Below are 21,124 nucleotides of genomic sequence, written 5' to 3' on the forward strand. Positions count from 1 at the left end.
CCCGCCCCTCACCGGTCAGGGGCGGAACAACCACCTTGCCCGTGTCTCAGGCCTGGCGCAGCCAGGCCAGCGACAGCATCCCCAACCCCGCAACGCCGGTGAGCCAGGCCAGCCAGGGCGCGCCCATCACCGCCGGTAGCGTCGGCGCCAGGGTCAGGACCAGCACGGCGCAGATCAGCAAACTACCCCCGGCCACTGCGAGGATGGCGGCCCGGTTACCCTCCCTGACCTCCGCCCGCAGGGCCTTGAACTGGGTCTTGTCCATGCCACGCACCCCCACGCCGCGGGCCTGAAGTCGCAGGGCCTCATGGATCAGACCCGGCATGTCCGGGGCCTTTTCCAGGATCAGGGGCAGATTGCGCCGCAGGCCCTTGACCAGGGCCCGCACCCCCACCTGCTCGTCCATCCAGCGCTGGATGAAGGGGCGAGCGGTCTGCCACAGGTCCAGCTCCGGATAGAGATCCCGGCCCATGCCTTCGATGTTGAGCAGGGTCTTTTCCAGCAACACCAACTGGGGCTGGACCTCCATGTTGAAGCGCCGAGCGGTCTGGAACAGGCGCACCAGTACGTAACCGAAGGAGATGTCCTTGAGGGGCTTTTCGAAAATGGGTTCACACACGGTGCGGATGGCCGCCTCCAGCTCCGTGATCCGCACATCCGGCGGCACCCAGCCGGACTCCACGTGCAGCTCCGCCACCCGGGCATAGTCCCGATTGAAGAAGGCGTAGAAGTTCTCCGCCAGATAGCGCTGATCCGCCGGCGACAGGGTACCGACGATGCCGAAATCCACCGCCAGATAGCTGGGGTCCGCCGGGTCGGAGACATCGATGAAGATGTTGCCCGGGTGCATGTCCGCATGGAAAAAGTTGTGGCGGAACACCTGGGTGAAGAAGATCTCCACGCCCCGCTCCGCCAGCAGCTTCAGGTCCACTCCCAGGGCCTTGAGGGTGGCCACGTCGGATACCGGCACCCCCTGGATGCGCTCCATCACCATCACGTCCTTGCGGCAGTAATCCCAAAACACCTCGGGCATGTAAAGGACGTTGGAATTCTCGAAGTTGCGACGGATCTGAGAGGCATTGGCGGCCTCCCGCAGCAGGTCCAGTTCGTCCAGGATGGTCTGCTCGTACTCGGCGACCACCTCCACCGGGCGCAGCCGCTTCCCCTCGGGCCAGTAGCGCTCCGTCAGCTCGGCGATGACGTACATGAGCTCCACGTCCCGACGAATGGCCTTCTCGATGTTGGGCCGCACCACCTTGACCACCACCCGGCGGCCGTCATGAAGCACCGCCCCATGCACCTGAGCGATGGAGGCGGAGGCCATCGGGGCCTCCTCGAAGGCGGCAAACAGGCTCTCGATGGGACGCCCCAGGGATTTCTCGATGATGGCCCGGGCCTGCTCATTGGGGAACGGCGGCACCCGGTCCTGGAGCTTGGCCAGCTCCATGGCGATATCCTCGGGCAGCAGGTCACGCCGGGTGGAGATCATCTGGCCGAACTTGATGAAGATGGGGCCGAGATCTTCCAGTGCGCGGCGAATCCGCTCGCCGCGACCGTAGGGCACGGTACGGAACCAGTTCCACGGGCCCAGATAGCGCAAAAAGCGCACGGAGCGCAGCAGACGGATCGTCAGCACCACGTCATCCAGCCCATGGCGGATGAGGACGCGATTGATGGTAATCAGTCGAAGCAACTGGGAGGGGTGCAGGTGACGCATCGAGTGTCCTGAGTGTTCTTATCGCTGGGCCCGTGCCCGGGCTTGTTCCAGGCGCTGGATACGCGCCTGGAGGCGGTCTGCGTCGCTGCGCAGACGGTCCACCTCGTCCATGAAGACCTCCACCTCGCCCCGGGTGGGCAGGCTGCGGGTCTCTTCCTGCAGGTATTCCTTCACATCCAGGCGCAGGGATTCACGGCTGCGTTGCAGCCAGACCGACAGTCCGCGCCACGCCTCACCGGCACGGTGGGCCACCAGATCCCCGGTGATGCCGGACAGCAGCTCTTCCCAGTCCAGATCCACCTGACGCAACAGGTCGCTGAACCGGCGGGCCAGCTGGGGGTCGCCGATCACGTTGACCCCCTCCGGCAACCGGGCGCCGGGCTCGCCCGCCATCAGGATCGCCAGCGTGGCGGGAGCGCCGCTGATGGTCACCCCCGGTTCACCGTCATACTGCCCCAGCACCTGCAGGTACTCCTGTGCCGGCACGAAGTAAAGGCACAGATCAACGCCGGTGACCTGCAGCGCCACCACCCCGCCCCGCAGGGCTGTCAGGCGCTCGTCGCTATGTGGATCCAGCGCCAGGTAACGACGGATGGCCCGCTCCAGCAGGGCCGTGACCAGGGTCGGCGGTGTAGGCATGGGCATCTCTCCCGTGGGGCCGGACCCGCGGCGCTAGAGCTTGTAGCCCTTGTGCAGCGCCACGATGCCGCCGGTCAGGTTGTGGTAATCGCAGCGCTCGAAACCGGCCGTCTGCATCATCTGCTTCAGGGTCTCCTGATCCGGGTGCATGCGGATGCTCTCCGCCAGATAACGGTAGCTGTCCGCATCCCCCGCCACCATCTTGCCCATCAGCGGCAGGGCCTTGAAGCTGTAGACGTCATAGACCGACTGCAGCGGCTTGGTGGTGGGCTGGGAGAACTCCAGCACCAGCAGTTTGCCGCCGGGGCGCAGCACCCGCAGCATGGAGCGCAGGGCGGCATTCTTGTCGGTGACATTGCGCAGCCCGAAGGCGATGGTGATGAGATCGAAATAGTCGTCCGGATAGGGCAGGCATTCCGCATTGCCCTGGACATAGTTGATGTTGCCCACCAGCCCCTCGTCCACTAGCCGGGCGCGGCCACAGGACAGCATGGAGGCGTTGATGTCGCACAGTACCACCTGCCCGGTGGGGCCGACGATACGGGAGAAACGAGAGGTCAGGTCGCCGGTGCCGCCGGCCAGGTCCAGGATCTTCTGCCCGGGGCGGGCGGCGGCCACCTCAATGGTGAAACGCTTCCAGACCCGGTGAATGCCCATGGACATGAGGTCATTCATGAGGTCGTAGCGGCCGGCCACGGAATGGAATACCTGTCCCACCCGTTTGACCTTGTCCTTCACCGGCACACGTTCGTAGCCGAAATCAGTGGTGTTGTCGTCGGACATGCATGCTCCCGTTGTCAGCCTTGGCGCTGGTGGCCGGCAGCCTCCAGTCGCTCCAGATATGTCTGCCACATCCGGGCCTGATCGACGCCCAGATGATAGAGGTAATTCCAGTCGTAGATGCCGGTGTCGTGTCCATCCGAGAACACCAGCTTGATACCGTAGTTGCCCACCGGTTCGATGCCGGTGATGGTCACGTCTTCCTTGCCCACCTGCAGGACCTCCTGCCCGGGACCATGGCCGGTCACCTCGGCGGAAGGGGAGTGTACCCGCAGGAATTCGCAGCTGAGCCGATGGGCCTCATCATCGGCGTAGACCATTTCCAGCATTCGTGCCTGCCGATGCAGGCGGATATCGGTCGGGCGATGCTTCATGGGCGCGTGCCTCCCGCGGTCGTCACAGGATATAGCGGCTCAGATCCTCGTCCTGCACCAGTTCACCCAGGCGCTCACTCACATAGGCGGCATCGATGACCAGGGGGCTGCTGCAGTCCGGGGCCTCGAAGGAGATCTTCTCCAGCACCCGCTCGATCACCGTGTGCAGGCGGCGGGCACCGATGTTTTCGGTACGCTCGTTCACCTGGAAGGCGATCTCGCCCAGACGGCGCACACCGTCCTCGGTGAATTCCACGGTGACACCCTCGGTAGCCAGCAGGGCCGCATACTGCTCGGTGAGGGAGGCACGGGGCTCGGTGAGGATGCGCACGAAGTCCTCGGTGGTGAGGGCCTCCAGCTCCACCCGGATGGGCAGGCGCCCCTGCAGCTCCGGAATCAGGTCCGAGGGCTTGGCCAGATGGAAGGCACCGGAGGCGATGAACAGGATGTGGTCGGTATGCACTGAACCGAACTTGGTGGAGACGGTGCAGCCTTCCACCAGGGGCAAAAGGTCCCGCTGCACCCCTTCCCGGGAGACGTCGGCACCGCTGTATTCACCGCGGCGCACCACCTTGTCGATCTCGTCGAGGAAGACGATGCCGTTCTGCTCCACATGGGAGACGGCCCGCAGCTTGATGTCGTCCTCATTCACCAGACGGGCGGCCTCCTCGTCGGTGATGAGCTTGAAGGCCTCGGCGATCTTGAGCTTGCGGGTGCGGGTACGCTGCCCGCCCAGGTTCTGGAACAGGCCTTGCAGCTGGTTGGCCATGTCTTCCATCCCCGGCGGGGTCATGATCTCCACCCCCGGCGGCAGGGCCTGGACCTGGATCTCGATCTCCTTGTCGTCCAGCTTGCCTTCCCGCAGGCGTTTGCGGAATTTCTGCCGGGTCTCGGAATCGGCACCGCGAGACGGGGTGTCGTCGGCCATGAAGCCGCCGCTGCCGCGCGGCGGCGGCAGCAGGGCGTCCAGGATGCGTTCCTCGGCGGCCTCCTCGGCCCGGTGGCGCATCTTGTCCATCTCCTGCTCCCGCAGCATCTTCACGGCGGCGTCCACCAGGTCGCGAATGATGGATTCCACGTCCCGGCCCACGTAGCCCACCTCGGTGAACTTGGTGGCCTCCACCTTGATGAAAGGGGCATTGGCCAGGCGGGCCAGACGGCGGGCGATCTCGGTCTTGCCCACGCCGGTGGGGCCGATCATGAGGATGTTCTTGGGGGTGACCTCACGGGCCAGGGCCGCGGGCAGCTGCTGGCGGCGCCAGCGGTTGCGCAGGGCAATGGCCACTGCCTTCTTGGCGGCATCCTGACCGACGATGAAACGGTCCAGTTCCTGAACGATTTCGCGGGGGGTCATTTCAGTCATGGCACATCTCTTTACGCTGACAAAGGGGCTGTGATCGGACGGGGCCTGATCACAGCTCCTCGATGGTCAGGTGATGATTGGTGTAGATGCAGATATCGGCGGCGATGCTGAGAGACTTTTCAGTGATCTCCCGGGCCGACAGCTGGGTATTCTCGTACAGGGCACGGGCAGCGGACTGGGCGAACGGGCCGCCGGAGCCGATGGCGATGATGCCGTCTTCCGGCTCGATCACGTCACCATTGCCGGAAATGATCAGGGAGTTGTCCCTGTCGGCCACCGCCAGCAGGGCTTCCAGACGACGCAGGGAACGCTCGGTGCGCCAGTCCTTGGCCAGTTCCACGGCGGCCCGCAGCAGGTTGCCGCTGTATTTTTCCAGCTTGCCCTCGAAACGCTCGAACAGGGTGAAGGCATCGGCGGTGCCCCCGGCAAAACCGGCCACCACCCGATCATGGTGCAGGCGACGGACCTTGCGGGCATTGCCCTTCATGATGGTATTGCCCAGAGAGACCTGACCATCCCCACCGAGGGCGACCTGCCCATTACGGCGCACGGAGACGATGGTGGTACCGCGGAACTGTTCCAAGGGGAAACTCCTCACGTCTTGATGCCGACGACTGAGGGGGCATTGTAACGGAACTCGGGCGCGAGGGGAGACGGCCGGTCAGGAGTTTTGCTTTTGGCGCCGCGCCCGGGGATGGGCGGCATCATAGACCTGGGCCAGGTGCTGGTAATCCAGATGGGTGTAGATCTGCGTGGTACCGATGTCCGCATGCCCCAGCAGTTCCTGCACCGCCCGCAGATCCTGGGACGACTCCAGCATGTGGCTGGCAAAGGAGTGGCGCAGCAGGTGAGGATGCACATGCCGCTCCAGCCCCTGAGCCAGGGCACGGCGGGCCATGCGCTTCTGAATGGCGCGAGGGGTCAGGCGCCGTCCATGGCGGGCCACGAACAGCGCCGGCTCGTCCACCGCGGCCCACTGGGCACGTACCCGCAACCACGCCGCCAGCGCCTCCCGGGCCTTGCGGCCCACCGGCACCTGGCGCACCTTGCGGCCCTTGCCCAGTACCCGCACCATGCCGTCGGCCAGATCCAGCTGGGTGCAGTCCAGAGAGGTCAGCTCCGACAGCCGCAGCCCCGAGGAATAGAACAGCTCCAGAATTGCCCGATCCCGTAGCGCCGGCAGGCTGTCGCCGGGAATCTCCACCAACCGTCCGACTTCCTCCACGTCCAGCACCTCGGGCAGCTTGCGAGGGGTCTTGGGCGCCCTCACCCCCTGGGCCGGATTGGCCCCCACCACACCTTCGCGGATGAGGTAATTAAAGAACCCCCGCACAGAGGACAGCAGCCGCTGCAGACTGCGCCCGGAGGCCCCGGCCCGATGGCGGGCCGCCACCAGGGCACGAATGTCATGGACGGTCACGTGGGACCAGTCCGAGTCCGGCTCGGCACTGCGGAAAGGGACATGCCCCCGCAGCACCATGAGGTCCCGGCGATAATTGCTCACCGTATGGGGGGAATAGGCCCGCTCACGGGCCAGATGGCCCAGATAGGCCTGGATACGGCGATCCGTCAGGGCGGCCTCGGGGGCGTTCATCCCGTGGCCAAACGATGGCCCACTGCATGGGAGAGGATCTCGCCCAGATAATCCAGGAACAGGGTACCCATGCCGGGATGGAAGCGGGCGCCATCCTGACTGCCCAGTCCCAGCACGCCCAGGGGGCGGGTACCCTCCATCAGGGGTACGGCAACGGCGGACTGCAGGGACAGATCCTCATCCTCGGGGAACAGGGCCTTGAACTGGACAGCGGACAGGCGTCCGCACAGGGGACGACGGGTCTCGAACAGCTTGTCGAAGCTGCGCATGGCCGCATCATCGGAGGCCGTGAAGTGCAGGCCCTTCTGCGGATCACCGCACAGGCGCACCACCACCGCATCGGCCCGGAATTCGTTGCGCAACTGCTCTTGGGTGGTGGCCAGCACCGCATCCAGGCTGTCCGCCTCCATGAGCCCCAGGGCCAGCTGATGCAGGCGCTGACTCAGGCGCTCGTTTTCCCGCGCCACCTGCACCAGGTCCATGAGTTTGCGCTCCAACCCCCGGTTACGCTCCCGCAGCAGCCCGATCTGACGCTCGATCAGGGAGACCGCGTCCCCGCAGGGGTGGGGTACACGCATCACCTCCAGCAGGGCAAGGTGACGTTCGAAGAAATCAGGACGGGCCATCAGATAGGACTCAACGACCGCTTCGGACAGGGTCTCGTCGGACAGGGCCTCGCTCGCGAGAGCCCCCTTGTCGGATATGCTCATAGTTCGATGGTACCCGTAAAGACCGAGGTGGCGGGACCGGTCATGAAGACCGGGTCGTCTTCGCGACCCGCCCACTGTATCACAAGCCGGCCGCCCGGCAGATCCACGTCCACCCGGGCCTCCAGCAGACCCTGGATACGACCGGCCACGACTGCGGCACAGGCGCCAGTGCCGCAGGCCAGGGTCTCACCGGCACCACGCTCGTAGACCCGCAGGCGAACATGGGTGGGAGACACCACCTCCATGAAACCGGCATTCACTCGCCGGGGAAATCGGGGATGTCCCTCAATGGCTGGCCCCAGCCGGGCCACCGCTGCGGTCTGCACGTTATCCACCCGCAGCACCGCGTGGGGATTGCCCATGGAGACGGCGCCGATTTCCAGGGTCTGATCATTCACTGCCAGGCTGTACCAGGGCGCCGCCTTGTCGGCCTCGAAGGGGATCTCCCAGGGCGCCAGCCGCGGGGGGCCCATATCCACGGTCACCTGCCCGTCCGCCTCCACCTGCAGGGTAATGATTCCTGCGGCGGTCTCCACGGGAACCCGAGTCTCCCGGGTCAACCCCTGGTCCCGGACAAACACGGCAAAGCAGCGGGCGCCGTTGCCGCACTGCTCCACCTCGTTGCCATCGGCATTGAAGATGCGGTAGCGGAAGGCCGCCCGGCCCGGATCGGACGGCGGTTCCACCATCAGCACCTGATCGCAGCCTACGCCCAGACGTCGATGGGCCAGGAACCGGACGTGGTCCGGCGTGAGACTGACCTGCTGGCGCACACCATCGATGACGACAAAGTCGTTGCCCAGGCCATGCATTTTCGTGAATCGGATCATCATGGTGGTGAGATTAAAGGCTTGTCGGGCTGCTGGGAAGCACTTGAGCAGGGCAAAAAGGTGACGCCCGCCCTCAATTTTGTCACCCTGTAAAAAGGCCCGGATCGAGGGAGTTTCCCATGACTGCATTCGCCCCCCTGCCTCACCGCCAGACCCCGGACGGCAGTCTGCGCCGGGTCGGTGTCGAACTGGAGATGGCCGACATCTCTCTGGATGCCATCGCCGCGATCATCATCGACTGTTTCGGCGGCAAACAGCACCGCCATTCCCCGTTCGAGCATGAGATCACCGGTACCCGCCTCGGCGACTTCCAGCTGGAGCTGGACAGCAGCCTGCTCAAGCGCCGTGAATATCTGGATTATCTGGAAAACATGGGTGTGTCGGTGGATCGGGACGCGGAACCCGGCACCCTGGAACACACCCTGGCCGGGGTGGCGGGCCTCATCGTCCCTCACGAGGTGGTCGCCCCGCCCATCCCCCACGATACCCTGCCGGAACTGGACCACCTGCGGGCACGTCTGCAGGCGGCCGGGGCCAAGGGCACACACGCCTCCCTGGTCTATGCCTTCGGCCTGCAGCTCAATCTGGAACTGGCCCGGCATGATGCAGACTATATCCTGCGACACCTGCAGGCCTTCCTGCTGCTTAATGACTGGCTGCTGGAAGAGGCACAGACCGACCTCTCCCGACGCCTGACGCCTTTCGTGGAACCGTTTCCGGCGAAATGGGGGCAACGCATCCTACGGCCGGACTATGCCCCGGATCTTGAACAGCTCATCGACGATTACCTCACGGACAACCCCACCCGCAACCGTCCCCTGGACATGCTCCCCCTGTTCGCCCATCTGTCCCCAGGGCGGATCGAGGCCGCACCGGTGGAACACCACCTGATCCGGCCCCGGCCCACCTTCCATTATCGCCTGCCGGACTGCCGGATCGACGAGCCGGACTGGAACCTAAGCATGCCCTGGAACGGCTGGGTGGCGGTGGAACGTCTGGCGGCAGATCCGCAGCGACTCATGGCCGTGGCCCGGGCGTACCTGGACCGACCGGATGAAACCCTGGCGGATAAGGGGCGCCGCTGGGCCACCCAGGTGAGCGACTGGCTGAGGAGGTAAACATGGCACGAAAACCACGCATCGGCGTCACTGGTCCCGACCAAGGGGGCATGGCAGCCTGGCTGATGACCGCATGGTGCATCCTGCGCGCCGGCGGCCGACCGGTGCGGATCACCCCCACCCGTCCCCATGACGGCAGCGAGCTGGATGGCCTGGTGATCGGCGGCGGCGCCGACGTGGATCCGGGCCTTTACGGTCAGGATCCGCTGAGTCTGATGAAGGAAATCGAGGCCACTGAACGCAGGGGACGACAGCGACTACTGGGGTTCGTCCTCTATCCCCTGCTGTGGCTGCTGCGGCGAACCCTGTTCACCCGTCTGGAAGGCGAAGATCAGGGCCGAGACCGGCTGGAAGAAGCCCTGATCCGAATGGCCCGCGAGCGCGGCCTGCCGCTGCTGGGCATCTGCCGAGGCATGCAGCTGCTGAATGTGGTCCATGGCGGCACGCTGCACCAGGAACTGAGCGGTTTCTACCAGGAGTGCCCGCAGGTGCGCAGCATCCTGCCCCGCAAACAGGTGGTCCTGGAGCCGGGTTGCCGCCTGGCACAGCTGGCGGGTCCAACCCCTCTGGCGGTGAATGCCCTGCACAATCAGGCGGTGGATCGGCTGGGAACAGGGGTCATCATCGCCGCCCGGGAACCCAGCGGCGTGGTCCAGGCCATTGAGGTCGGAGGCGAGCCGATGCTGATCGGGGTACAGTGGCACCCGGAGTTCCTGCCCCACAAGGACCGGCATCAGGCCCTGTTCCGGGGGTTGGTGGCAGCCGCCGGGGCCGGCGGCCCTTGATCTTGGCCGGCACCGGGTCCAAGATTGAACCCATGGATGTATTCGGCGGCATGACCGTCATCACAGGGAGAAGATGCCATGGAGGCAGCTCAGGTGAACCCCACCCGGCCGATGGTGCCGGCCACGATGGAGCCGGTCGGCCCCTTCATTCTCGCCCGGGTCCTGGAGGCCCAGTCCGGTGAAGCCCGCTGGGTGGAATGTCCGGACGGCGCCACCCTGGCCCCCATGGCCCATGCGCAGGGCGTACCCGCCCTACGGCCGGGGGACCGGGTCCTGGTCCTGACCCAGACCACCACCGGCCCCATCGTCCTCGACCGCCTGCGGCGTCATGGTGAAGCCCCCCCCTGTACCGGGCTCACGGAACGGGACGGTCGGGTCCATCTGCGTGCGGAACAGGGTCTCTACCTACGCTGCGGCGCCGCCTCCATCAGTCTCGACCCGGAAGGACGCATGGAGATGCGCGGGCGGGAGCTGCACGGCATCATGGCGCGGGTGATGCACTTCCTCGCGGCCCGCATTCATTTCAACTGAGTCATCACCATGGCTTGCCCCCTTTGGCATGACCATGAACGGCTGGCCGGCCAGTGCTACCGGATGCTGCGCCATTACCGTGCCCTGGCCTGCACCCCGGCCACGCCCCTGGCCCGTCTGGAGCGGCGTCTGCTGGCCCACTGGATGCTGCTGGCACAGGACCCGTCGTCGGTTTGCCCGGACGATCACGGCGACCAGGCCCACTTCACCCGCTGCGCCGCCCGCTGGCTCTCCCGGTGGCCGCCCGCACCGGACGAAGTCTGTCGGTCATTGCTGGATCATCCCGGGCATCCCTGGGGCTGGCTTCTGGAACACCTACCGCCGGAACAACCTCGCCCCTGGCTTGAGGCCCTGGCGGCATGTCCGCCCCTCAGTCACCGGCGTTGGCGGGTGGCCGCACACCTGGTTACACCCGCCCCGGAACTCTGCCCGGCCCGCGCCCCTGAGGATCCTGATGAGGCCCTGGCGGCCCTGCGCTGGGGCGCCGACGCCCCATGGGCACCGGAGACCTGGTTCAGGAACCTGGATACGAGTCTGCCGCCCGAAGCCCTTTGCTGGCAACTGCGCGGCGGTCTGATTCGGGGCCTGCTTGCACCGTCGCTGGTGAAGGCTCACGCGGCGGTGCTGGCCGGATCCACCCCGGGACTGCATCTGCTGGGAGCCGGCGGTCTGCCGCAGGTCCTGCCTCGACTGCTGGAGGCCCTGCCCGAACACCCGGCCGCCGCCTGGGGGCTGGCGCTGCACGGGACCCGTACCGCCACGGAAGCCCTGATCAGCGCCCTTGCCGATCCCCGGACCCTGCCCCACGCGTTGCCGGCCTTCGAGGCGCTAAGCGGCCTGACACTACCCGGGACCCAAGGTCCGCGCCCCCTGTCCACACCGTCTCCCCATGCTCAAGCCATGGCCTGGTGGCGACAGGTCCACCGCGCCGGACTGGCCGCGCACCCATTGTGGCAGGGGCGGCCACGCAGCCATGGGAAGCTGCTGGACTGGCTCGAAGACCATACCGGACAGGCGCTGGACGGCCCGCAGCTGCTGCTGTCGCTGGGCCTGGGCCGCCCCGTAGGCATGCCACAGGATGGCTGGCAGGATCGGCGGCGACAGACCCTGAGACAGGTCCGCCCCCATGCTTGAACTGTGCAACCACAGTCCCTGGGCCGCAGGCCTGTTCCCCGGCTGGGACCGCGACGGAAAGGGCCGGTATACCCTGGTCATCAAGCGTACTCACCGGTTTTTTTCTTCACGGGAAGAGCCGGAACCCCTGCATCCCCCTGCCCCGCTGATCACCGCCGACACCTATCAGGGTGAGCCGGGCGACAGCCCCCTGCTGCGGGCCACGGAGGCCGTCCCCTTCAAACAGGGGACCGATGTCCTGATCACCGGCCTGGACGGACTCCTGGGTGGCAGGGGCGCACGCGCGCTGAGGCTGCTCCTGAGCCGTGAAGGCCGGGTACTGCTGGACAAGACCCTGCACCGACAGCGGCCGGAGTCCCGGCGCCGTGACTGGCTACGCCCCTGGACCGGGCATGCATCGCACGCCCCGGGGCCGGGTCCCGTGCCCGGCCACGCCGCCCCTCAGACCCGGACGCTGCTCGGACTGACACCCCTGCCGACCCGACTCATGACCCTGCCCTTTCAGGGACCTCTGCCCGCCGATACCTTCAATCAGGCACCGCTCGATCAACGACTGGCGCAACCCCTTACGGGCCATGAAACCCTGACGCTGCAACCGATCCCGGACGGTACGGAATCCGAGCACTTCAGACTCAGGCTGACGGCCGAGACCATCGGTGCATGGTGGGTTCGAGGTCGGAGCATGAAGCCCCTGACCCCGGTCTGCGACACCCTCTGGCTGGACGGGGATGCCGGCCTGGTGCATCACATTCACCGGGCCGGGATACCTGCCGATGCCGTCGATGGCGGCCGGGGCTGGATCCTGGTGGGACATCGGGACCATCCCCTGCACCGGACGCCCGCAGCATGAGCAAGCCCCAGCACCTTTACCTGCGACTGCACACCCCTCGCCTGTGGACGGCCGCCGGTGGAGATCACCTGGCTTTGTGGGCGGCGGCACGGGCCGGGATGGGGACACAGCAGTTTTCCGATCACCTGGCGGCACTCATGGCCGGGGGGGATCACCCCCGGGGACGCATACGGGTATCTCCGGCCCTTGAGGGCATGCCGGACAGCCGTGACCGTGTCCGGCGGATGCTGGCGCACGCGCTGCAAGATCCCTTGCCGGCGGACTGCACGGTGCTCTGGCCCTGCCGACCCGACACCCTGGAGCATCCCTGGCTGGCGCCGGAACGGATCTGGGACTGGATGGGCAAGGCGGCACTCCGGCACCCGCGAACCCGGCTGCAGATCGTGTTACTGGAAGGTTCCGCCGTAGGCCTCATGGACAGGGCACTGGCAGCACTGCACCAGGAACCGGACCATCACTGGGTACTGGGTTGCGTGGACAGCCTGTTGATACCGGAGATGCTGTCGGCGCTCCCGGCAGCAGGCAGAACACCGGCCTGGGACGAAGCCGATGGCCTGGTGCCGGGAGAAGCGGCGGTCTTCATGCCCGTCTCCCTGTCTGCGGGTGGTCACCAGGTCCGTGCCTGGGATACATGCCCCGAGCCCCGCGATGTCGATCCCGAGGGTGGCGAATTTCTGGCCTGGGCCATGGCCCTGCACAGCAGCCTGGAACAGGCAAGCCTGGATGCCTTCGCACTGGACGGCGTGGTCCTGCCGGGCAATCCGGACAGGCATGCCGCCATGGAATGGTACGGTTGCCACGCCAGGGTCTGGCCGCTAAGGAATACCCACCCCCCCGAGGGATCGACCGGGCCGGAGCATCCCATACCCGACGGACTCCTGCCTCCCATCATGGACCTGGGGGCCGTGCTGGGACATGCAGGCGCCGCCCAGTACCTGCTGCAACTGGCGCTGGGCATGGGCTGGATGGAGGCCGCCCGCCGCCTGGCGGCCCGGGGGTGCGGCGGGCCGCTGCGGTCGGTGGCAATCCTGGATCGGCCGTTGACGGAGGAACGAGGTGTCGCAATTCTGGAAGTGACCCGGTGCGCGGACCCGGCCCACGGACAGCCTGAGTCCTAAACCGCCCGCTCAAGGTCAGAGGAGTTCCAACGGGGGCATGTCACCCCGGTGCCGCCAAGACCACAATAGCCATCGGGATTCTTGGCCAGGTACTGCTGATGATATGCCTCGGCAAAATAGAAGATCGGAGCAGACAGGATCTCGGTGGTGATATCGCCCAGGGCGCGGGCCTTGAGGGCCGCCTGGAACACGGACCGGGAGTGTTCCGCCGGCTCCGCCTGCCGGGTGCCATGGGTATAGATGCCCGAGCGGTACTGGGTGCCCAGGTCATTGCCCTGGCGCATGCCTTGGGTGGGGTCGTGGGATTCCCAGAAGGTCCTGAGCAGATCGGCATAACTGATCCGAGCGGGATCAAAGACCACCTGAACCACTTCGTTATGACCCGTCATGCCGCTGCAGACCTCCCGGTAGGTGGGGTTGGGCGTGAAGCCGCCAGCATAGCCCACCGCCGTGCTGTAGACGCCGGCCAGCCCCCAGAACCGGCGCTCAGCACCCCAGAAACAGCCCATGCCAAACAGGGCCGTTTCCATATCCTCGGGAAAAGGGGGCTTGAGGGGGGTGCCCAGGACATGGTGGTGTTCGGGTACCGGCATGGCCTCCTGCCGTCCTGGCAGGGCCTGCTCCGGCGCAGGTAGGGCGGTCTTGCGCAGAAAGGAAAACATCTCGGCACACCTCGGGAACGGGATATGCCGCATCATAGTTGATATTTTTACTCAGGAAAACAAGCGGCCACTCAAAAAGGATCCGGGGACTCAGGTTCTGACTTTGGCTTCGGGCCTGGAATCAGACTCAGGTGACGGGTATCAATCCGTGGCTCGGGCACATCACGGGGTTCACCCAGGGTCGCCCCGGGCTCAGCCAGGGTCAGGCCGGACAAGTCGACATCCAGGTCCGGTGTCGGCACCCGGTCACTCAGATCGGTCCCCGGCGGCGCCAGGGTCAGCTCCGGTGCCTGGATGGCGGTGGACGCAAGCCCGATCATCGCAGCAGGGGTGTCATCCAGCGCATCGGCCGCCGGTTCGGCGGCACACGCCATGATCCGGGCCGTCGCACCGGCTTCGCGCAGCAGTTCAAGATAACGCCGGGCGGTCGCCTCATCCACCCCTTTCTTGACCACCACCGGCTTGCCGGCCAGCATCCCCTCCACCCGGGCTTCCGGCACCCGGAACAGGGTCGCCAACCTGGCCTTGACGGTGGCCACATCCACGCCCTCCATGGGCTTGCCGGTCACGGCCACCAGATAGGCCCTGTCCACCATCGCGCACCTCCTTTTTTCGATTCAGCGCAACACCGCCTCCTCCGTGACCAAGGATCGGCCCCCCCGGGAGGGGGCCGATCCTTGGCAAAACGACTCAGGCGTCGACGGCTGGCTCAGGCGGCTTGCCCTTCGCCATCCTGCGCTGCCACAGGAACAGAACCACGGCCAGCCCCAGACCCAGCAGGTCGGTAAGCAGATCCCCGGAGATGGCCATCAGCGCACCGGCAAACAGCAGCACGCGGACGGGCCATCCCGCCGCCCCGAAGAACCAGCCCTGCGCCGCACCCGCGAGCATGAATACACCCACCATCGCGGTGGCAAAGCTCTGGGCAATCTCCGTCCATTCGCCTTCCATCAGCAAGGCCGGATGATAGAAGAAGATGAACGACACAATGAAGGCGGCCAGGCCCACCTTGAAGGCGGTCACCGAGGTTCGCATGGGCTCTGAGCCCGCGATGGCTGCCCCCGCATAGGCCGCCAGGGCCACCGGCGGCGTGATGGCGGACATCACCGCAAAGTAGAACACGAAGAAGTGCGCCACCAGCGGGGCCACGCCCATCTGGATCAAGCCCGGGGCCACCACCGATGCCGCCACGGCATAGGCCGCCGTGGTGGGCATGCCCATGCCCAGCAGCACGGAAATGCACATGGCGAACAGCAGGGCCAGCAGCTGGCTGTTCTCGGCTACGCCCAGGAGCAGCGAGGAGAACCGCAGACCGACCCCGGTCAGGCCGATCACACCGACGATGATCCCGGCGCAGGCACAGACGGCAATCAACTGGATGGACATCCGGGCCGCCAGTTCCAGAGCGCGGGCGGAGCCGAACAGCCCGAGGCGGAACGGAGTCAGCCAGCTCACCACCACGGCACTCATCAGGGCCACCGTGCCGGCGCGAATGACCGAGTACCCCATGAACAGGGCACCGATGAGGATGATGATGGGAGCGAACAGATAGACCTGCCGCAGCAACTTGCCGATCTGGGGCAGGTCCTTGGAGGGCAGACCCTTCATGCCGGTCTTGGCCGCTTCCATGTCCACCATGAAGTAGACGGAGGCAAAGTACAGCAGGGCCGGGATCAGGGCGGCAATGATCAGGTCGGTGTAGGGAATCCCCGTCACCTCCGCCATGATGAAGGCCCCCGCCCCCATCACCGGCGGCATGATCTGGCCACCGGTGGAAGCCGCCGCCTCAATGGCACCGGCACTGCGAGGCTTGTAGCCCACCCGTTTCATGAGGGGGATGGTCAGGGAGCCGGTGGCCACCACGTTACCTGCGGAAGTGCCGTTGATCATGCCCATCAGACCACTGGCAAACACCGCCACCTTGGCCGGACCACCGCGGGCACGACCGGCGGCGGCAAAGGCGAAGTTCACGAAGTAGTCACCCACCTTTGAGGCCTGCAGGAAGGCGGCAAAGGCGATGAACAACACGATATAGGTGGAGGACACCGCCGTGGTGGGGCCGAGAATACCGTTGTCCGTATAGATGTACGTGATGAAACGGTCGGCATCGTAGCCGCTGTGCTCCAGGACACCCGGCAGCCAGGGACCGACGAAACCGTAGAGGATGAAGATACCGGCGATGACCACCAAGGCCATGCCGGCCACCCGCCGGGTCAGTTCCAGGATCAGCAGGATACCGGCCGTGGCCACCCAGAAATCGGTCTGCGCAGGCATCACGCCCATGCGGAACTGCAGGACATCCAGATTGAACAGCAGGTAGGCACAGACCGAGATGCTCCCCGCCATCAGAGACCAGTCATACCAGCCGATGCGGTCGGAACGGGGCTTGAACATCCACGCAAAGACAATCCCCAGCACAACGCTGGCCAACAGCGCCCAGCTAAAGGTGTGGAATATCCACTCAGGCAGACTGTAGGTGTCGTGGCCCAGGCGCAGTTTCATATACATCGCGATGGCCATGGCCACCAGGGCATAGAGGGCTAACCCCACGGTGAGCACCATGGGCAGCAGTTCCAGGACCCATCGTCGTTTTCGGGGATCTGCCGGCGGCACACAGGCAGCCACGATGGCAAAACCGATCACCAGGGCACCCGCCACGTGGACGATGCGAAAAGCCCAGGTTTCCATCGGGATGACGTTGAGAACCAGGAGGTGGAAACTGGTATAGGTCAGACCAAGGAGGAACAACAGCAACTTTTGCCAGCGGGTGAGATTGCGCTGGGATGACATGCCCTCTTCGGCATCGGCAAGGGACGCAGCATCAATAGGGCCCGATTTTTCGGAGCTCGTCATGGGGAGGATCTTCTGAACGTACAGGTTGAGTCAGCCGGTTTTCCGGATAAAACACTTTGGGCCGCGCTCGGCGCGGCCCAAAGCAGTGAACCTTTCCGGGTTCTCGATCAGTCCTCGATCAGTCCTTGTACTCGGGCGGAATCAGGTGCTCGGGCACCTCAATGCCTTTTTCCTTGTAGTAGCGCACCGCACCCGGGTGGAACCACATGAAGGTGTTGTGCACCATGTTCTCGGCGAGGGTTTCCTCGGCAGAGCGGTGGATGGTCACCATGCGATCGTTGTTGTCCAGCACCGCCTTCATGACCTCATAGACGAAGGACTCCGGCATGTTCTTGCTGGCAATACCGAAGTTCCACAGGGCCACGGTGGGCTGCTCTTCAGTCACGGAGCGATAGGTGTTGGCAGGGATGACGAAGCGGCTCACCGGATGATTCTCGGTGATTTTGGCGATCTCTTCCTCATTGAGGGAGAAGATATTCACCGGCTGCTGGGCCTCGATCTGGCTGAAGGCGGAGATCGGCACACCGGCAGCGAAGGCGAAGGCGTCCAGCATGCCGTCCTGCACCTGACCCACTTGGTCGGCGGCGCCGCCGTAACGGACGCGCACGTTCAGACCCAGGTCACTGAAGAAACGAGGCCAGAACACGCTGGCGGTACCGCCGCGGGGACCCACGCCAACGCGTTTGCCGTCCAGATCGGCGATGCTGCTGATACCGGAGCGCTTCAGCGCCACCACCTGCAGGGGGGTCTGGTACATGGGAAAGAGGGCGCGGACATCACGGGTCTGCAGACCACGGGCCACTTCCAGCTCGCCGTCCCAGCCTTCGCGGGCCGGACCCATGGTGGTCATGCCGAATTCCAGGCGACCCTGGTGCACCAGCACCATATTCTGGGTCGGACCGCCGGTCACTTCGGCGGAGGCGTTGACGCCCACCATTTCCTGAATCAGGCCGCCCCAACCGGCACCGTAGATGAAGTAAGTCCCACCCTGGGATGCCGTGCCGATGTTGACCGAATTCGGCCACCCGGTACGATCCTGTGCCGATACCGCTCCCGCGGTCATCAGCATGCAGCTCAGGGCGGCAACACCCGCCCAGCGGAAATAACTTCTCAACATGGCAACACTCCTCCTGGGAGTATGGGCAACCTTCGAGGGCTACCTGGGATGTCTTGCTTGATGGTTTGAGATCTTCTGGGCCATCCCGAGAGACCGCCATGTCCCAGCCGGCCAAGCCCGTTCCCGAAGATAGCATAGACCGCAGGAGGATTTTCACGCTGAAGTAAGATTCCGTTGACATCGGTCGGCATCAGCACCTTGCCCGACATGGCGGAACTGTATGGGAAGCAATCCGGGAAAGCGCTGAAAAAGCCCCTTGCCGCCACGCTCGCGAATGCGGGAGTCCAGGATTTTCAGTCTGTTACTGGATTCCCGCTTGCGCGGGAATGACGGCGATTCGATCAGGGCTGCATTACCACCGTCCTGGAATTCCGCTTGGGCGGGAATGACTTATTCGGGTCATCCCCAAGCGCCGAATTCCTTAGTCATCCGCGGCGGGATTGGCGCTGATTTGCTGCAATTGGGCCACGGCGGCGGCCAGATGCTCCAGAAAACGGGCGCCCTCTCCTTCCGTGAGCTTCGCCCGCAGCCGGGACATCAGGTGCTCATGTCGATCGTGAAGCTCCCGGGCCAGGCTCATGAGTCCGGCCCTCTCATCCTGACGGCGGGCGGCTTCCACGTCCGGATGGTCGGGACTCAGCGTGAGTGAAAGGTCGATCAGTCGTCGCAGCCGCTCGGCCCCGGCCTCCTCGGAGGCCTGACCCAACTCCTGGGAAAAAACCTGAATGTCATGGATCTCCCCCATCAGGTTCTGCATGTCTTTGAGTTCACGGATCAGCTCCTTGCCCCCGTCCAGTTCCGCCGCCACCGGCTCCAGTAGATAGCGCAGGCGCTTGCCCTTGATACGGGCCTGATGCACCGCCTCGTCCGCCTCACCGTCATCCCCCGCCACCCGCAGCAGGTGCCGACGAAAATCCTCCGCAGACTCCAGCAGCCGTGCGGCGGTGACGGCACCAAAGGGCGGACTCTCATCATCACGAATCAGGTCCAGCCGCTCATGCATCCGCTTGTGCAGGCGCCCAAGGGCATCGGGCAGGGTTTCGTGCAGATCCTGATACTCTTCCTGCAGCCGCTGCTCCAGGCGTCCCATCATCCACTGGTAGCCGGGCCGTTGGTGGGATTTCACCTGGCCGCGCTGCTGTTCCATCCAGGCAATCTGTACCTCCGTGTCCCGGGCCGGACCCGTCCCGGCGGCCAGCTCCTTCACCCGGCGACGCAGTTTTTTCGGTAACCAGGACTTCACGAAGGTCTTGTGCGCCGCCAGCAGACTGCGCAATCGCCGCAGAGCCACGCGAAAATCATGCAGGGCTTCCGTATCCTGCGGGTCCGACAGCCGCTGGGCGGCCTGGGCGGCCTGATCGAGATACTTTCGAGCCAGATCACGCACCACGCGGGCCGCAGGCTGGATCGCCAGACTTTCTTTCATGAATCACCGTTCATCCAATGGTCAATAAGCGCCGCCATTAACGCCGATGTAGATGACATTTCAATGAACCCGGTGGCAAGGACCGACCATAGGGCACTCCCCTATGCATGGACTCCTGTGGGAGCGGGCCTGCCCGCGAACGGGCAGGCCACGGACATTACCGCCGAAACACGCTGTCCACACTGAAACGCCCGGCACCGGCAAACAGGAACGCCACCATCACCGCGCCGTAGAGCAGAGACAGCTCCTTGCCGGAACCACCCGCGGCAAAGACCGGGTCACCCCCATGGGCGATGAAGGCCGCCACCATCATGGCGCCCAGGATGGCGGCCGCCGAAGCCCGGGTCAGCAGTCCCGCCGCCAGCAACAGCCCCCCCACCGCCTCCGCCAATCCCGCCAGCCAGGCAAAGAACAGGGGGGATGAAAACCCCAGGCTCTCCACGAACCCCACAAAGCCCGCGGACGGGGGTAATTTGTCCAGGCCATGCCCGAAGGCCATCATCAGGCCGGCCGCTACCCGCAACACCGTCATGCCCGCATCGGCGAGGGCGGAAGCGGGGGTGGTACCGCCGAAAAGCAGGGTCTGGCTGTTGAACTGCATGAATCTGAGTCTCCTTATTGGATCTTGTGAAGGCATTGACCACGAAACGGCGGGGCGGCGGAACCGACGGACGCATATCACCGACGAATGCCGCCCCCTCCGGGTCCGTGGGCACTACACTGAAGGACAGGAAGGATCCGCTGAACATCGTGATCCGTTCCTGAAGGGGTTTGGTGTCATTTTGCACCGATTCGTTCCATGCACACACAAGTCAAGAAGAGATTTGGGGGAAACACATGCACAACCAAGGAATGTCCCGCCCCGCCCTGGCCGGCACCCTGGCCATGGCACTGCTCGCCGCCGGCACGACGGCCGCGGCCGACTCCCGCTTCGGGATGGCGGCCAAGGTGGGGACCACCGGCCTGGGCCTGGAAGGCACGGTCGTGCTGAGCGAGCGGGTAAACCTGCGGGCCGGCCTGTACGGCTTTGACTACAGCAAGGACTTCGAAGAGGAAGGCATCGACTACGACGGTGACCTGAAGCTGCGCAGCGCGGCCCTGCTGGCGGACTGGCATCCCTTCGGCGGCAATTTCCGGGTGAGCGCCGGGGCCTATCACAATGGCAACGAACTCAAGGGGAAGGCGGACGGCAGTCTGGACATCGGTGATAACACGTATGACGCCAGCCTCGACGCCACCATCGACTGGCGCTCCTTTGCCCCCTATGTGGGGATCGGCTACGGCAACGCCATCCGCGGCAGCCGCTGGTCCTTCGCCATGGATGCCGGGGTGATGTTCACGGGGTCGCCGGATGTGCGGTTGAGGGGGCAGGTCAGTGATCCAGCCTTGGAGGACGCCTTCAACGACGACCTCAAGCGTGAAGAAGACAGCCTCAAGGACGAACTCGATGACCTGAAATACTGGCCCGTCCTGAGCCTGGGCCTATCTTACCGCTTCTGATCCACCGGTCGCGTGGGGGGTGA

At 65.2% G+C, this 21,124-nt stretch carries 22 protein-coding genes; 7 read left to right on the forward strand and 15 right to left on the reverse strand.

What is annotated here, in order from left to right; genetic code table 11:
• Positions 1-46: 46 nt before the first annotated feature.
• The 9 genes from ubiB to dapF form a co-directional block, all read right to left on the reverse strand.
• On the reverse strand, positions 47-1,717 hold the full coding sequence (ubiB, locus tag LQ956_RS02905; RefSeq protein WP_238620602.1) for a ubiquinone biosynthesis regulatory protein kinase UbiB: 1,671 nt from the start codon (positions 1,715-1,717) through the stop codon (positions 47-49).
• 18 nt (positions 1,718-1,735) lie between these two features.
• Complete coding sequence (locus LQ956_RS02910) at positions 1,736-2,356, reverse strand: ubiquinone biosynthesis accessory factor UbiJ (RefSeq protein ID WP_238620603.1); 621 nt, start codon at positions 2,354-2,356, stop codon at positions 1,736-1,738.
• A 33-nt stretch (positions 2,357-2,389) separates the two neighbouring features.
• Positions 2,390-3,139 (reverse strand): bifunctional demethylmenaquinone methyltransferase/2-methoxy-6-polyprenyl-1,4-benzoquinol methylase UbiE, encoded by a 750-nt coding sequence (gene ubiE / locus LQ956_RS02915; RefSeq protein ID WP_238620604.1) that lies wholly within the window; start codon positions 3,137-3,139, stop codon positions 2,390-2,392.
• Between the two features lie 14 nt (positions 3,140-3,153).
• Positions 3,154-3,510: a gamma-butyrobetaine hydroxylase family protein gene (locus tag LQ956_RS02920; protein ID WP_238620605.1), complete on the reverse strand. Its 357-nt coding sequence runs from the start codon at positions 3,508-3,510 to the stop codon at positions 3,154-3,156.
• A 22-nt stretch (positions 3,511-3,532) separates the two neighbouring features.
• Positions 3,533-4,873, reverse strand: coding sequence for an ATP-dependent protease ATPase subunit HslU (gene hslU, locus LQ956_RS02925; RefSeq protein WP_238620606.1), 1,341 nt, complete (start codon positions 4,871-4,873; stop codon positions 3,533-3,535).
• Positions 4,874-4,922: 49 nt separating this feature from the next.
• The gene (hslV, locus tag LQ956_RS02930; protein WP_238620607.1) at positions 4,923-5,456 is read right to left on the reverse strand and encodes an ATP-dependent protease subunit HslV; all 534 of its coding nucleotides are present in this window, start codon (positions 5,454-5,456) and stop codon (positions 4,923-4,925) included.
• A 78-nt stretch (positions 5,457-5,534) separates the two neighbouring features.
• Positions 5,535-6,467 (reverse strand): tyrosine recombinase XerC, encoded by a 933-nt coding sequence (gene xerC / locus LQ956_RS02935; protein ID WP_238629361.1) that lies wholly within the window; start codon positions 6,465-6,467, stop codon positions 5,535-5,537.
• Positions 6,464-7,177, reverse strand: a complete 714-nt coding sequence (locus tag LQ956_RS02940) for a DUF484 family protein (protein WP_238620609.1) — start codon at positions 7,175-7,177, stop codon at positions 6,464-6,466. Before LQ956_RS02940 ends, xerC begins: the two co-directional genes overlap by 4 nt.
• Complete coding sequence (gene dapF, locus LQ956_RS02945; protein WP_238620610.1) at positions 7,174-8,010, reverse strand: diaminopimelate epimerase; 837 nt, start codon at positions 8,008-8,010, stop codon at positions 7,174-7,176. The genes LQ956_RS02940 and dapF overlap by 4 nt, the downstream gene beginning before the upstream one ends.
• Before the next feature lie 116 nt (positions 8,011-8,126).
• On the opposite strand from dapF, the gene LQ956_RS02950 reads away from it, so the two are divergent.
• From LQ956_RS02950 to LQ956_RS02975, 6 genes are all read left to right on the forward strand, one after another.
• Entirely contained in the window at positions 8,127-9,125 is a 999-nt protein-coding gene (locus tag LQ956_RS02950; protein WP_238620611.1) for an amidoligase family protein, read from the forward strand.
• A 2-nt stretch (positions 9,126-9,127) separates the two neighbouring features.
• Positions 9,128-9,910, forward strand: a complete 783-nt coding sequence (locus LQ956_RS02955) for a gamma-glutamyl-gamma-aminobutyrate hydrolase family protein (RefSeq protein WP_238620612.1) — start codon at positions 9,128-9,130, stop codon at positions 9,908-9,910.
• Between the two features lie 78 nt (positions 9,911-9,988).
• A complete protein-coding gene (locus LQ956_RS02960) occupies positions 9,989-10,441 on the forward strand; it encodes a hypothetical protein (protein ID WP_238620613.1) in 453 nt (150 codons plus the stop codon).
• A 9-nt stretch (positions 10,442-10,450) separates the two neighbouring features.
• Positions 10,451-11,575: a hypothetical protein gene (locus LQ956_RS02965; RefSeq protein WP_238629362.1), complete on the forward strand. Its 1,125-nt coding sequence runs from the start codon at positions 10,451-10,453 to the stop codon at positions 11,573-11,575.
• On the forward strand, positions 11,568-12,425 hold the full coding sequence (locus LQ956_RS02970) for a DUF2169 domain-containing protein (protein ID WP_238629363.1): 858 nt from the start codon (positions 11,568-11,570) through the stop codon (positions 12,423-12,425). The genes LQ956_RS02965 and LQ956_RS02970 overlap by 8 nt, the downstream gene beginning before the upstream one ends.
• Positions 12,422-13,543 carry a hypothetical protein gene (locus tag LQ956_RS02975; RefSeq protein ID WP_238629364.1) on the forward strand — a complete coding sequence of 374 codons (1,122 nt, stop codon included), beginning with the start codon at positions 12,422-12,424 and terminating at the stop codon, positions 13,541-13,543. Before LQ956_RS02970 ends, LQ956_RS02975 begins: the two co-directional genes overlap by 4 nt.
• On the opposite strand, the gene msrA is transcribed toward LQ956_RS02975, so the two are convergent.
• The 6 genes from msrA to LQ956_RS03005 all read right to left on the reverse strand — a co-directional run bounded on the left by msrA (position 13,540) and on the right by LQ956_RS03005 (position 20,202).
• A complete protein-coding gene (gene msrA, locus LQ956_RS02980; protein WP_238620617.1) occupies positions 13,540-14,205 on the reverse strand; it encodes a peptide-methionine (S)-S-oxide reductase MsrA in 666 nt (221 codons plus the stop codon). The two genes, LQ956_RS02975 and msrA, sit on opposite strands and share 4 nt — an antisense overlap.
• A 71-nt stretch (positions 14,206-14,276) precedes the next feature.
• Positions 14,277-14,801 (reverse strand): hypothetical protein, encoded by a 525-nt coding sequence (locus LQ956_RS02985; protein WP_238620618.1) that lies wholly within the window; start codon positions 14,799-14,801, stop codon positions 14,277-14,279.
• Positions 14,802-14,895: 94 nt separating this feature from the next.
• Positions 14,896-17,058: a TRAP transporter permease gene (locus LQ956_RS02990; protein WP_238629365.1), complete on the reverse strand. Its 2,163-nt coding sequence runs from the start codon at positions 17,056-17,058 to the stop codon at positions 14,896-14,898.
• A 118-nt stretch (positions 17,059-17,176) separates the two neighbouring features.
• Complete coding sequence (locus LQ956_RS02995; protein WP_238620620.1) at positions 17,177-18,175, reverse strand: TAXI family TRAP transporter solute-binding subunit; 999 nt, start codon at positions 18,173-18,175, stop codon at positions 17,177-17,179.
• A gap of 421 nt (positions 18,176-18,596) precedes the next feature.
• On the reverse strand, positions 18,597-19,601 hold the full coding sequence (locus LQ956_RS03000; RefSeq protein ID WP_238620621.1) for a CHAD domain-containing protein: 1,005 nt from the start codon (positions 19,599-19,601) through the stop codon (positions 18,597-18,599).
• A gap of 157 nt (positions 19,602-19,758) precedes the next feature.
• Positions 19,759-20,202 (reverse strand): DoxX family protein, encoded by a 444-nt coding sequence (locus LQ956_RS03005; RefSeq protein WP_238620622.1) that lies wholly within the window; start codon positions 20,200-20,202, stop codon positions 19,759-19,761.
• Positions 20,203-20,438: 236 nt separating this feature from the next.
• On the opposite strand from LQ956_RS03005, the gene LQ956_RS03010 reads away from it, so the two are divergent.
• Entirely contained in the window at positions 20,439-21,101 is a 663-nt protein-coding gene (locus tag LQ956_RS03010) for a hypothetical protein (RefSeq protein ID WP_238629366.1), read from the forward strand.
• Positions 21,102-21,124: the final 23 nt, after the last annotated feature.

The sequence above is a fragment of the Ectothiorhodospira lacustris genome (assembly GCF_022227845.1).
Lineage (GTDB): Bacteria > Pseudomonadota > Gammaproteobacteria > Ectothiorhodospirales > Ectothiorhodospiraceae > Ectothiorhodospira > Ectothiorhodospira lacustris.